Here is a 12603-nt window from a genome sequence, read left to right as displayed (position 1 = left end):
GGGTGGTGCGGCCGTCGGGGTGCAGGGTGAGGGTCTCGTTCATGCGTCGTCCATCGTGTCGAGGTGGTCGGCCAGGCGGTCGAGGCTGTGGTTCCAGAGTCTGCGGTAGGGGGTGAGCCAGGCGTCGATGTCGGCGAGCGGCTGGGGCCGGAGTTCGTACCAGCGGCGTTGGGCGTCCTTGCGGACGGTGACGAGCCCGGCCTCGCGCAGGGCGCGCAGGTGCTTGCTGGTGCCGGGCTGGGTGATGCCGAGGTGATGGGTCAGCTCGCCGACGAGGTGGGGGCGTTGCAGGAGAAGGTCGAGGATCTGGCGTCGTGCGGGGTCGGCCAGCACGTCGAAGCGCATGACGGCGAATATACCGACCCGGGTATATGCCTGCAAGGGCATGTACGGGGTCAGGCGCGGCGCGCGTTGGCGTGGATGGCCTGACGGACGAAGCCGGCCAGGCCGGGAAGCAGCTCCTCGAAGGTGGCGCGGAAGCGGGGGTCGTCGACGTACAGGTCGCCCAGGCACCGGTGAAGCTCGTGGCTGCAGGTGTAGAACCAGCGGTTCATGTGGCCCCGGTGGCGTTCCGCGAGATCCATGGCGTGCTCGCCGTCGGCGGGCAGGCCCGCTTTGCAGGCGGCGACGAGGTCACCGGTGATGGAGTCGGCCTCGGCCCTGAGCTGGAGCCAGTCGGCCTTGGTGTAGGAGGCGACGCGGCGGCGGCTTTCGGCGTACTGGTCGGTGCCGCCCCAGCGGCGCTGGACCTCTGCCTCGTGGTCTTCCGGCCGGAAGTCGCCGAAGACCTCGAAACGGTCCTCGGGGGTGAGCGCGATGTCGAGCGTGTGGGCCTGCATGGAGCGTTCGACGGCGGCGATGACCTCGTGCAGGCGTTCGGCCTTGCGGGTGAGGAGTTCGTGCTGGCGGCGCAGGTGGGTGAGCTCGTCGGTGTGGGGCGCGTCGAGGATGACGGCGATCTCGTCGAGGCCGAAGCCGAGCTCGCGGTAGAGCAGGATCTGCTGCAGCCGGGTGAGGTCGGCGTCGGTGTAGCGGCGGTAGCCGGCGTGGGTACGTTCGCCGGGGGTGAGCAGGCCGATCTCGTCGTAGTGGTGCAGGGTGCGCACGGTGATGCCGGCGAGTCTGGCGACCTGCCCTACGGAGAAGCTCATGGCTCCACTGTGCAGGCTGACGTGGGGTGAGGGTCAAACCGGTTCGTGTCAGGGGGTTGAGCAGCATGCGTCTGACGGCGCTCGACCGGACGTCACGCGCCGCCCTGATGTGATGCGGCTACAGTTGCGTGATCAGCTTCTCGATCCGGGCGCGGATGTCGTCACGGATCTTGCGGACGGCCTCGATGTCCTGCCCGGCGGGGTCGTCGAGCTTCCAGTCCTCATACCGCTTGCCCGGGAAGACAGGGCAGGCGTCCCCACAGCCCATGGTGACCACCACGTCGCCGGCCTCGACCGCGTCGACGGTGAGGACCTTGGGCTGGGCGGCGGTGATGTCGATGCCCACCTCGCGCATCGCCTCGATGGCGACGGGGTTGACCTGATCGGCTGGGGCCGATCCTGCGGAGCGGACCTCGACGCGGCCTGCGGTCAGGTGGGTGAGCCATCCGGCGGCCATCTGGGACCGGCCGGCGTTGTGCACGCAGACGAACAGGACCGACGGCTTACCGGTGGTGGTCTCGGGGGCGCTCTCAGGCACGGGTGGACTCCTCTGTGGTGCGGAACAGGCGGCGGCCGGCCAGGCTGACGTAGACCAGGGCGACCAGGACGGGGACCTCGATGAGCGGGCCGACCACGCCGGCCAGGGCCTGACCGGAGGTGACGCCGAAGACGCCGACCGCCACAGCGATGGCCAGCTCGAAGTTGTTGCCGGCGGCGGTGAAGGCGAGCGTGGTCGTCCTGTCATACGGCAGGCCGATCGCTCGGCCGGTCAGGAAGCCGCCACCCCACATGAGGGCGAAGTAGGCCAGCAGCGGCAGCGTGATGCGGGCCACGTCGCCAGGCTGAGAGGTGATTGTGCCGCCTTGCAGGGCGAACAGGACGACGATGGTGAACAGCAGCCCGTACAGGGCGACCGGGCCGATGCGCGGCAGGAAGCGCTGCTCGTACCAGTCGCGTCCCCTGGCGCGTTCGCCCAGCTTGCGCGAGGCATAGCCCGTGAGCAGGGGGATGCCGAGGAAGACCAGCACATAGAACGCTATGTCGAAGGCCGAGACGTCGAGCGCCGACTGCGTCAGGCCGAGCCAACCGGGCAGCACCTGCAGGTAGAACCAGCCCAGCGCGCCGAAGGCGATCACTTGGAAGATGGAGTTGAGCGCGACCAGGACGGTGGCGGCTTCCCGGCTCCCGCAGGCCAGGTCGTTCCAGATGAGCACCATGGCGATGCAGCGGGCGAGCCCGACGATGATCAGGCCGGTGCGGTAATCGGGCAGGTCGGGCAGGAAGACCCAGGCCAGCGCGAACATCAGCGCCGGGCCGAGCACCCAGTTCAGGACGAGCGAGGAGATCAGCAGGCGGCGGTCGCCGGTGACGGTGCCGAGCCGGTCATAGCGGACCTTGGCCAGCACCGGGTACATCATCAGCAGCAGGCCGAGCGCGATCGGCAGCGAGATCTCACCGACCTTGACTGTGTCCAGCGCGGTGTCCAGGCCGGGCACCAGACGCCCGAGCAGCAGCCCTGCGCCCATGGCCGCGACGATCCACACCGGCAGGAACCGGTCCAGCACCGACAGAGCGCCAATCACGCCGACCGGCGGCGCGGTGGCCGGTGCAGGCTGAGCCGACATCACCGCGGCACCGCCGCTGCAGCGGCCGGCAGGCTCGCAGCAGACCCGCTGGCGGACCCGCTGGCTGGAAGGGCCAGCAGCGCCGACAACGCGCCCAGCGTCCCGGGCACCAGCCGGTAGTGCACCCAGGAGGCGCGCCGCTCGGAGGTCAGCAACCCCACCTCCTTGAGCACCTTCAGATGGTGGCTGATGGTCGGCTGGGACAGCTCGACCGCGTCGGTGATGTCGCACACGCACACCTCGCCGCCGGCGCGGCCGGCCACGACCGACAGGATGCGCAGCCGTACCGGATCGCCCAGCGCCTTGAACACGCGCGCCACCCCGGCCGCCTGCTCGGCGTCCAGCGGCTCGCGGGTCAGCGGCGGGCTGCACTCCAGGATCTCCGGCAGTTTCATCCACTGCCCTTCCGTATTGATATTCATCTAAATAGGTGTACGTCTATATTGACATGCGTCTCTGCCCGCCTGGTACGTGAGCCTGCTCTCAGCCGGCCGGGACGCCGATGTCGGCCGGCAGGGCGCGGACCCGGCGTTCGATGCCGTCGCGGATCGGGCGGATCTGCCCGACCGTCTTGCCGTCGGGGTCGCGTGGGTGAACGCCGGGCCAACAGCGGCCCTCGCGGTCTCTCAGGCCCCGATCACAGCGCTGCGGCGTTCGATCAGCATCACATCACGCCAGACGCCGTGATGCCGGCCGATGCGCTCGCGCCTGCCCACGATCCTGAAACCCAGCGCCTGATGCAGGATCAGGCTCGCGGCGTTCTCCGGGAAGACGCCCGACTGGATCGTCCACACGCCGGCGTCCTCGGCCGCGGCGACGAACGCCGACAGCAGCGCGCGGCCGATGCCGTGGGCCTGGCAGCCAGGGTGGACGTAGATGCTGTGCTCGACCGCGCCCGCATACACCGGACGGGACGACACCGCCGAAGCAGCCACCCAGCCGAGCACCTCGCCGGAGTCGCCATCGGTCGCCACGTACCGCAGATGCGGCAACCGGCTCGCGGTGAAGCCCTCCCAGCTGGGAGCGGAGGTCTCGAAGCCGGCCTGGCCGGTGTCCAGCCCGGCCTGGTAGATGGCCAGCACGCCGGCGGCGTCGCCCTCGCGCATCGGCCGGATCTCCATACCGGGCCCGATGGCGGGCTTGACGGCCCGGACGATGGCCGAGCGCACCCCGTCGCCGTGATCGGCGCTCAACGTGACGGCGATCTGGACGAAGCCGGCAGCGGCCAGCAGGTCCCGGTACTCCTGTACGGTGAGCGATCCGGCCGCGCAGCCGATGCGCTGCTCGGCCCGCTGCCGCGCCTGCTCGTCCAGGACGTGCGCGGCGACGACGTCGCTGACGCCGAACCGGCCGCCGGGCCGCAGCACCCGGAACGCCTCGGCCAGTACAGCCGCCTTGTCGCCGGACAGGTTGATCACGCAGTTGGAGATGACCACGTCCACCGACCGGTCCGGCAGAGGAACCCGCTCGATCGTGCCGTGCAGGAACTCCACGTTGACCGCGCCGGCCTGCTCGGCGTTGCGCCGGGCCAGTTCCAGCATGTCCGTGCTGGCGTCCACCCCGTACACCTTGCCCTGCTCGCCGACCCGGCGTGCCGACAGCAGCACGTCGATGCCGCCGCCCGATCCGAGGTCGAGCACCCTCTCGCCGTGGCGCAGTTCGGCGACGGCCACCGGGTCGCCGCAGCCCAGGCTGGCCCGTACCGCCCCCTCGGGCAGCACGGTAACGTCGTCGTAGCCGGCCGCGCCGAAGCCGCCCTGCTCGAAGGCGTCCGGCCCGCAGTCGGCGACCCTCTGGCCGACGTCCGCGGCGCGTGCCAGGGCGGAGTAGCGGTCGATGATCTCGTCGTGCGCCATGACCAGGCTCCTTCACTCACAGGTGGGCGCGGCCGGGACCGGGTTGCCCATCACCACGTCGGCGGCCGTCGGGAAACAGCTCACACACGCCTCGTTGATCCGATACAGGCTGGACGTGCCGTGCCGCTCGACCAGCACGAACCGCACCTCGGCCAGGATCTTCAGGTGGTGCGAGACGGTGGACTGGCCCACTCCGGAGGCGGTCACGATCTCGCCCACGCTCATCGGCGCGCGCCGCCGGGCCAGCAGCGACACGATCTGAATACGGGTGGCGTCGGCCAGGGCCTTGAACCAGCTCGCGTACTCTTCGGCCTCCGCGCGCGGCAAGGGCTCCTTGGATTCGTTCATCGTCCATCGACGATATTCGATAGACAAGAAAAGTGAAAGCCTCGTGCTTTCCTCTCGCAGGGGAGGCTCCATGTACGCGATAGGGGCTCGATCCCCGTGCCCGTACGAAGCGGGCCGGCCGGGCGGGCCTGGTTGCGGGGTGCCGGCCCGGGGTGCCATGGTGGGGTTGAGCTGGGGTTTTGGGTACCTACGTACGCAAAAACAGGTACCGACATGGGGATTTTTCACCTCTTTCTTGGGCGGGGGGAGAGGCCAGTCTGGTGGTCTGAGCTCAATCCGCTGGGAAGCGGGAATCGAGGATCGAAGTCATGTGCCAGCACCAGCCACCATGTCCGCCCGCGGACGCCGCCGGCAGGGAGGCCGCGCGCCTCGTGGCGTACCACCCCGAGCAGGGATGGGGTCTGCTGTGCAACGGGGTGGTCTTCTTCGACGACACCGGCGAACTGCTGCCCGACGGCCGCAGCGTCGTCCCCTCCGCCCCCGCCTGCGCCGGGCAGGTGTCATGAACACCACAGCCACCTGGACACTGCCGCCGCGCCCCGCCTCCGTGCCGCGCGCCCGCCACGCCGTACGCGCGCAACTGCTCGCCTGGGGCCTGCCCCACAGCAGCGAGACCGTCGAACTCCTGGTCAGCGAACTCGTCACCAACGCCGTACGCCACGCCCGCGGACCCATCCGGCTGCGGCTGTCGCTGACCGGCGCGCTGCTGCGCTGCGAGGTCGAGGACGCCAGCCCCGACCTGCCCCACCTGCGCACCGCCCGGCACGACGACGAGAGCTCACGCGGCCTGCAACTGGTGGAGGCCATCGCCTCCGGCTGGGGCAGCACCCGCACCGGCCGCGGCAAGCGCGTCTGGTTCGACCTGCCGCTGCCGCAACAGTCCGGCGACGGCCCGCTGCTCGAGGCGCAGGCCTGCTGAGCGGCGCCCACGGCGCCCCGTACGGCACGCAACCGGCCCCGGCACGCCGAGCAATCCCGGCAACCGCGCTCACCAGGCCGCCGCCTGCAGCAGACTCACACCATGACCTCCAGTGAACCTGTCCGCAAGAAAGCCGCCGTCACGGTCATGCGAGCGGCCAGAGCCGCCAACCGCAGCAAACTCGCCCGCACCCTGCTGCGCGGCCGCAGCGTCCGCCGCCTCCCACTGGTCAACCGCCTCTACCACACCGTCTTCCGCCTCGGCCACACCACCACCTCCGGCCGCGACGCCGAAGCCCGCTACCGCGGCCTCACCCTCACCGGCCCCGCCTGGGACACCGCCATCATGCCCTCCGTCTCGGCCGGCTACTACGAAGAGTTCGAAGTCACCCTTTTCGAACGCCTGGCCGCCGCCAGCCGCACCATCCTCGACGTCGGCGCCAACATCGGCGTCTACGCCTGCACCGGCGCGGCCCACCTGCCACCCGGCGGCACCCTCATCGCCTACGAACCCGTACCCGAGAACCTCACCTACCTGCGCCGCAACCTCGACCACAACGACCTGGCCGCCCGCGTCACCGTCGAAGCCCTCGCCGTGGGCGCAACCCCCGGCGAACTCACCGTGCACCTGTCAGGCGAGCAGACCGGCAAACACTCCGCCGCCCCCGCCAACGTCGGCACACCCGCCGGCTCCGTCACCATCCCCATGACCTCCATCGACACCTACCTCGCCCGCCACGACCTCCCCACACCCGACACCAACAAAATCGACGTCGAAGGCTACGAAGGCTTCGTCCTGCGCGGCGCGACCGGCGCCCTCACCGCCCAGCCCACCCTGCTGTTCGAACTCCACCCCGAACTCCAGGCCAACTGCGGCTGCTCAGCCGGCGAACTACTCGACCTCGTCCACACCCACTACCCCTGGATCTTCCTCATCGACGAACTCGACAACGTGCTGCGGCCCGTCACCCGCGCCGAACTCGACACCCCCGGCACCATCGGCCTCTACCGATCCAACCTCGTCGCGATCGGCCGCCAGGACCACCTCGACGCCCTGCGCCCCTGGCACACCACCTCCACATGAACCACACCACCGCCACGGAAGGGTCAAAAACCGGCCAGGAGCCCCTGACCAGGCACCCAGCACCACCGCCCGCCACATACTGTGGGTTACGGCGACACGGCACCGGCGCCACGCCCACCCGCCGGCCGATCGCCCCACACACCATGACAGCGGTGACCACCACCACCTTCAAGGGGCAGCGCACGAACAGGCTCCCGGCAGAGGTGACCAGCTTCATCGGACGTCGGCACGAAGTGGCCGAGGTCAAACGACTCCTGGCCGCATCCAGAACCGTCACCCTCACCGGCGTCGGCGGCGTCGGCAAGACCCGCCTGGCCCTGCGCGTCGCCCAGGAGCTACGCCGAGCCTTCCGCGACGGCGTATGGCTCGCCGAACTCGCCTCCCTGCACCAGCCCGGCCTGCTCGCCGAGACCGTCGTCGAAGCCCTCGAAATCCGCGGCCACGCCACACCCCCCATCGACGTGCTCACCGGCCACCTGCACGACAAGCACGCCCTGCTCATCCTCGACAACTGCGAACACCTCGTCCACGAATGCGCCGTCCTCGCGGAAACCCTCCTACGCGCCGCACCCGACCTGCGCATCCTCGCCACCAGCCGCCAGGCGCTCGGCATCCCCAGCGAACAGGCCATGCCCGTGCCGCCCCTGCACCTGCCCGACGGCCAGACCCCACGCTCCAGCCTCGCCACCCTCGCCCAGACCGACGCCGTCCGCCTGTTCACCGAACGCGCCAGAGCCGTCCTGCCCACCTTCGCCCTCACCGAGGACAACCGCGAGGTCATCGCCCGCATCGTCCGCCGACTAGACGGCCTGCCCCTGGGCATCGAACTGGCCGCCGTCCGCCTGCGCGCCCTGTCGGCCCAGCAACTGCTCGACCGGCTCGACGACCGCTTCCGCCTGCTCAACGCGGGATCACGCGCCGAACTGCCCCGTCACCAGACCCTACGAGCCCTCATCGATTGGAGCTACGCACTGTGCTCGGACGAAGAACGACTTTTGTGGGAACGGGCCTCGGCCTTCGCCGGCGGCCTGGACCTGGAAGCCGCCGAAACGATCTGCTCCGGCCGCGGAATCGACCGCCACGACATCGTCCACCTGGTGATCGGCCTGGTCGACAAATCCGTACTGACACGCGAAGACCACCCGTGCGGCGTCCGCTACCGGATGCTCGACACCCTCAGCGCCTACGGCCGCGAACGCCTGGCCGCCTCAGGCCAGCAGGACTGGCTGCGCGAGCGGCACGCAGGTTATTACCGCGACCTGGCCGCACGGGCCCGGGCGGACCTGTTCGGCCCCCGGCAGGTGCACTGGCTCACCCGCCTGCACCTCGAACACGCCAACCTGCGCACCGCCCTCGAACAGTCCTACACCGGACCAGACGGCGCACGCGCCGGCCTGACCATGGCCACCGACCTGCTCTACCACTGGACCACCAGTTATTACCCGGCTGAAGGCCGCCGCTGGCTGCAGCAGGGGCTCGCCGCCTGCGACGTCCCCGACGACGTACGCGCCTGCGCCCTGTGGGCCGGCGGCTGGCTGGCCATCATCCAGGCCGACGAACCCGCCGCCACCACCATGCTGCACGACAGCCGCCGCGCAGGGGAGCGGCTGCACGACCAGCACGTCCTCGGCTACGTCGCCCTGTTCTCCGGCATGATCGCCATGAAAGAGGGCCGCACCGCCGAAGCCATCACCCTCTACGAACAGGCCCTGGCCCGGCACCAGGCCTTCGGCGACCCGGCCGGCACCGCACTGTCGCTCATCCGGCTGACCCTGGCCTACAGCCACGCCGGCGACACACCCTCCGCCGTCGCCGCGGGGGAGCGGTGCCTGGCCCTGTGCGAAAGCCACCACGAAAGCTGGCACCGCGCGTACGCCATGATGGCACTCGGCATCCAGGCATGGCGGCAAGGAGACCTGCGCCGCGCCACCAACCTGCAACGCAAGGCACTGACGGTCACCCGCAGCCTCGGCGACTACCTCGGCATCGGCATCACCGTCGAAGCGCTCGCCTGGATCTCCGCCACCCAGCGCCGCCACCAGCGCGCCGCCCGCCTGCTGGGCATCCTGCAGACCGTGTGGGCGTCCGTCGGCGCACCCCTGTCCGGCTACGGCCACCTGGCCGGCCACCACGACGCCTGCGAACAGGACACCCGTCAGGCACTGGGGGAGGACACCTACAGCGCGGCCGTGCGACGCGGCGCCCGCATGCCGCTGGACGAGGCACTCGCCTACATCCTGCAGGAAGAGCCGCTCACCGGCCGCGGCAAGGGCAGACAGCGGCTAGACCGGCTGACCCGCCGCGAAAGCGAGATCGCCCACCTCGTGGCCCGCGGCCTGACCAACAAAGAGATCGGCGCCTGCCTGGTGATCTCGCAGCGCACCGCCGAAGGTCACATCGAGCACATCCTGACCAAACTGGGTTTCAGCTCCCGCTCCCAGATCGCGGCGTGGGCAGGGGAGCAGGCCCGCACCCAGGACCGGCCCGCGGCAGGGGGGTGACCTGCCCGGTCAGTGCACGCAGCCGCCGCCGGCCGGCAACTCGAACCACGCCACCTGCCCGCAGACGCCCCAGCAGCACGCCAGCCGCGCCAGCAACGACCGATGCGGCGCAGGGCCCGGCCGCGCACCCGGACCGGCGAACACGCCGCTCACCTCGCAGCGCAGCAACCCGTCCTCCACCCGCAGTTCGAGCCTGATCCGGCCGTCGCAACGGCGCAGCGCGTCGGAGACGAGCTCGCCGACGAGCAACTCGGCGGTCTCGGCCTGCCGGTGCAGACCCCACGCCGACAACCGCGCCGTGGCCAGCCGGCGCGCGGCACGCACCGCCGACGGCCGCGCCGACAACGACCACGACGCCTCACGCTCGCGCCCCGCCCATCCGGTGCGTACGGCGAGCGCGTCGGCCACGGCCAGGAGCGCGTTGCGGGAGGGGAGTCGTACGGCGGGTGTCCGGGGGCGGGCTCCTCGCCGGTCGATGGCGCGCAACGTCCGATCCTCTCCCTCGGGGGCTGGTGAGTGGTCCTCACGTAGCTTGCCGCCGCACCCCCAACCACAAGACGGGAGAAATACCCATATAGGTACCTATTAGGTGGCACGTGGACGCCGGCCCACCACAATGAACACCATGAACACCCGCGCCGCCGCCCAACGCTTCGCCGACACCTGGCAACACGGCTGGACCCACCACGACACCGACGCCATCATCGCCCTCTACCACGACGACGCCGTCCACACCAGCATGCCCTTCCGCCCGCCCCACCAGGGCAAACACGCCATCGCCGACTACATCACCTGGTCATTCACCGGCGAGACCGACCCCCACGTCACCTTCGCCGCACCCCTCGTCGACGGCGACCACGCCGCCATCGAATTCCAGGTCCACGCCCTCGACAACGGCCGCCCCACCACCCTCGCAGGCTGCGTCTTCGTCACCTTCGACCCCGACGGACTCGCCGTACGCACCCGCGACTACTGGCACACCACCGACCGGGACACCGGCCACCACACCGGCCACCACACCGGCCACCACACCGGCCACCACACCGGCTAACGCGCCAACCGGACCGGCCCCGCACCCGAAGCCGCCACCGGCCGCGAAGCCACCGGCGCGACCGGCTGCGGCACCGGACGCTGATGCACCGGCTGCACGGCGTCCTGCCCGGCCTCCTGTTCGGCACGCCGCTCGGCGCATCCGCCCGCGCAGTAGCCGTTCGACACGATCAGCCGCCCCCGCAACGCCGTGTACGCCTCCTTACCCGAAGCGGGCAGAACCCCCTGACACACCTGGCATAACACCGACTGGATCCCCACGTGCTGCTCCTCTCGCGGCGCGAATGGCAGAATCCCCACCCTAAGCCCCGGAAACCCCCAAGGACAGCGAATCAACAGGCCGTCAAACCAGCCGTCAGACCCCCGCACCACCTCTACTTGACATAATGTTCATTATCAAGCAACTACGGAAGCGGCCCGCATAAACCGTTCCATCCCGGGAAGACGCTCACACATGTCACCCCTGGAGGTCACCACCCCGAGCCTCGTCGCGCTGACGGCCGTCATCACCGCCGCCGTCATCTGGTTGATCATCTGGGCCGTACGGCTCACCAAGGCGCCGCGCAACCGGCCGAACCCCAGTGTGGATCTTGTGGACCAGGCGCGGGAACTCAAGGCGCTCGGCCAGATCCGTGAGGCCGTCTTCCTCGTACGCGGCGAGACCGGCATGAGCCAGCGGGCCGCCTCGAGGTTCGTCAACCGCCTGTAGGGTCCGGCGGCCCCTTTCCTGGCGTCCCTGCGGGAGCCTTTCCTGATACCAGACAGAACAGGGATTCTGTCTGGTATCGGGTGGTGTGTCCAGCTTTCGCGCTACTTGTCCGGTGGTGTCGGGTGTTCGTGCCGGTTCCGCCGGGCTTCCTGGCCTGCCCTCATTCCTGTCATTCCCTCCCTTGTGGACGCGCGCGTGCGGTTGTGGTCAGGCAGGCCCTTTGCGGGGGGTCCTCCCCCGGCCGTGGCGGATCGCGGGCCGCTCCTCGGGTTGCCCTGCCGGTCGCCGACGGGTGTGACCACGTCGCAGAGCGTGATGTTTGTGGGCAAATGGGACTAATCGGGGCTGGTCAGCAGGGGTTTTTGCGGTGAAGTGTCAGCGGTGGTGTGAGTTTCGTGTCAGCATCGAAGGCATGTATGGGTCATATGGGACGGACTGTAATGTCCGAGACCAGTGGGTTCACCCGTCCGGCTGAGTCCGGTCCCCCGTGCCCGTGCGTCGTGTCGTCTCCCTTGTCCTGAAGGAAGTACCGCGTTGCGTATCTTGCTGCTCTGCTCCGCGTTCAACGGCCTGACCCAGCGTGCCTGGCTGGCGTTGCGGAGGGAGGGTCATGAGGTGAGTGTCGAGCTGGCCGTCTCCGAGCAGGCGATGGTGGAGGCGGCCGAGCTGGCCAAGCCGGATCTGGTGATCTGCCCGTTTTTGAAGGAGCGGGTGCCGGCGGCGTTGTGGCAGGGGCACCGTACGGTGATCATTCATCCTGGGCCTCCTGGGGATCGTGGGCCGTCGTCGCTGGATTGGGCGATCGTGGATGCCGAGGCTGAGTGGGGGGTGACGGCGTTGCAGGCGGTGGAGGAGATGGACGCGGGTCCGATCTGGGGGTATCGGGTTTTCGCGATGCCGTCGGAGCCGCCGCGTAAGTCGGCGTTGTACAACGGGCCGGTGGCCGATGCGGCGGTCGAGCTGGTGGTGGAGGTGGCGGGGAAGGCGGCGGACGCGTCGTTCGTGCCGGTGCCGCTGGATTATCGTTCGCCGGAGGTGCGGGGGCGGCTGCGCCGGGCGATGCGGCATGCGGATCGGGAGTTCGCCTGGGCGGATTCGAGTGAGGAGATCGTGCGCCGGGTGCGGGCGGCGGATGGGTCGCCGGGTGGGCGGACGCGGTTGTGTGATCTTCCGGTGCGGGTGTTTGACGTGTATCGGGGTCCGGAGTTGCCGGGTGGGGTGCCGGGTGAGGTGGTGGCGCGGCGTGAGGGGGCCGTGTTGGTGTGTACGGGTGATGGTTCGGTGTGGGTGGGGCATGTGCGGTTGGAGCGGGAGGGGGCGGTGAAGTTGCCGGCGGCGATGGCGTTGGGTGAGCTGGTGGC

General features: G+C 69.9%; 16 protein-coding genes. 7 read left to right on the top strand and 9 right to left on the bottom strand.

Features of this window, described 5'->3' with window-relative positions; genetic code table 11:
* Positions 1-39 precede the first annotated feature (39 nt).
* From GUY59_RS42705 to GUY59_RS42670, 7 genes are all read right to left on the bottom strand, one after another.
* On the bottom strand, positions 40-345 hold the full coding sequence (locus GUY59_RS42705) for an ArsR/SmtB family transcription factor (protein WP_138208456.1): 306 nt from the start codon (positions 343-345) through the stop codon (positions 40-42).
* Positions 346-395: 50 nt separating this feature from the next.
* Entirely contained in the window at positions 396-1151 is a 756-nt protein-coding gene (locus GUY59_RS42700) for a MerR family transcriptional regulator (protein ID WP_138208457.1), read from the bottom strand.
* 118 nt (positions 1152-1269) lie between these two features.
* Complete coding sequence (locus tag GUY59_RS42695) at positions 1270-1689, bottom strand: arsenate reductase ArsC (protein WP_289514366.1); 420 nt, start codon at positions 1687-1689, stop codon at positions 1270-1272.
* The gene (gene arsB, locus GUY59_RS42690; RefSeq protein WP_138208458.1) at positions 1682-2776 is read right to left on the bottom strand and encodes an ACR3 family arsenite efflux transporter; all 1095 of its coding nucleotides are present in this window, start codon (positions 2774-2776) and stop codon (positions 1682-1684) included. Before arsB ends, GUY59_RS42695 begins: the two co-directional genes overlap by 8 nt.
* Positions 2776-3198, bottom strand: coding sequence for an ArsR/SmtB family transcription factor (locus GUY59_RS42685; protein WP_442939087.1), 423 nt, complete (start codon positions 3196-3198; stop codon positions 2776-2778). Before GUY59_RS42685 ends, arsB begins: the two co-directional genes overlap by 1 nt.
* A 204-nt stretch (positions 3199-3402) precedes the next feature.
* Positions 3403-4632 (bottom strand): arsenite methyltransferase, encoded by a 1230-nt coding sequence (gene arsM, locus GUY59_RS48025; RefSeq protein ID WP_201762016.1) that lies wholly within the window; start codon positions 4630-4632, stop codon positions 3403-3405.
* A 12-nt stretch (positions 4633-4644) separates the two neighbouring features.
* Positions 4645-4980, bottom strand: a complete 336-nt coding sequence (locus tag GUY59_RS42670) for an ArsR/SmtB family transcription factor (RefSeq protein ID WP_138208459.1) — start codon at positions 4978-4980, stop codon at positions 4645-4647.
* A gap of 308 nt (positions 4981-5288) precedes the next feature.
* Here GUY59_RS42670 and GUY59_RS42665 point away from each other — a divergent pair, with 308 nt between their 5' ends.
* From GUY59_RS42665 to GUY59_RS51075, 4 genes are all read left to right on the top strand, one after another.
* The gene (locus GUY59_RS42665) at positions 5289-5486 is read left to right on the top strand and encodes a DUF5999 family protein (protein WP_132340472.1); all 198 of its coding nucleotides are present in this window, start codon (positions 5289-5291) and stop codon (positions 5484-5486) included.
* Entirely contained in the window at positions 5483-5899 is a 417-nt protein-coding gene (locus GUY59_RS42660; protein WP_171055625.1) for an ATP-binding protein, read from the top strand. The genes GUY59_RS42665 and GUY59_RS42660 overlap by 4 nt, the downstream gene beginning before the upstream one ends.
* A 102-nt stretch (positions 5900-6001) precedes the next feature.
* A complete protein-coding gene (locus tag GUY59_RS42655) occupies positions 6002-6982 on the top strand; it encodes an FkbM family methyltransferase (protein ID WP_161715005.1) in 981 nt (326 codons plus the stop codon).
* Positions 6983-7125: 143 nt separating this feature from the next.
* Positions 7126-9483, top strand: coding sequence for an ATP-binding protein (locus GUY59_RS51075; protein ID WP_138208594.1), 2358 nt, complete (start codon positions 7126-7128; stop codon positions 9481-9483).
* Positions 9484-9492: 9 nt separating this feature from the next.
* Here GUY59_RS51075 and GUY59_RS42645 read toward each other — a convergent pair whose 3' ends face one another.
* Positions 9493-9969 (bottom strand): ATP-binding protein, encoded by a 477-nt coding sequence (locus GUY59_RS42645; protein ID WP_132341934.1) that lies wholly within the window; start codon positions 9967-9969, stop codon positions 9493-9495.
* A gap of 139 nt (positions 9970-10108) precedes the next feature.
* Between GUY59_RS42645 and GUY59_RS42640 the strand changes: the two genes are divergently transcribed.
* On the top strand, positions 10109-10534 hold the full coding sequence (locus GUY59_RS42640; RefSeq protein WP_138208595.1) for a nuclear transport factor 2 family protein: 426 nt from the start codon (positions 10109-10111) through the stop codon (positions 10532-10534).
* On the opposite strand, the gene GUY59_RS42635 is transcribed toward GUY59_RS42640, so the two are convergent.
* Positions 10531-10794: a hypothetical protein gene (locus GUY59_RS42635; protein ID WP_138208596.1), complete on the bottom strand. Its 264-nt coding sequence runs from the start codon at positions 10792-10794 to the stop codon at positions 10531-10533. The genes GUY59_RS42640 and GUY59_RS42635 overlap by 4 nt on opposite strands.
* 193 nt (positions 10795-10987) lie before the next feature.
* Between GUY59_RS42635 and GUY59_RS42630 the strand changes: the two genes are divergently transcribed.
* Positions 10988-11242, top strand: a complete 255-nt coding sequence (locus GUY59_RS42630) for a hypothetical protein (protein ID WP_132342216.1) — start codon at positions 10988-10990, stop codon at positions 11240-11242.
* Positions 11243-11776: 534 nt separating this feature from the next.
* The coding region (locus GUY59_RS50345; protein WP_330849295.1) for a formyltransferase family protein at positions 11777-12603 on the top strand (827 nt) is incomplete at its 3' end.

The organism is Nonomuraea sp. K271, assembly GCF_009908215.1.
Classification (GTDB): Bacteria; Actinomycetota; Actinomycetes; order Streptosporangiales; family Streptosporangiaceae; genus Nonomuraea; species Nonomuraea longispora.
This window is presented reverse-complemented; position numbering and strand designations above follow the sequence as displayed.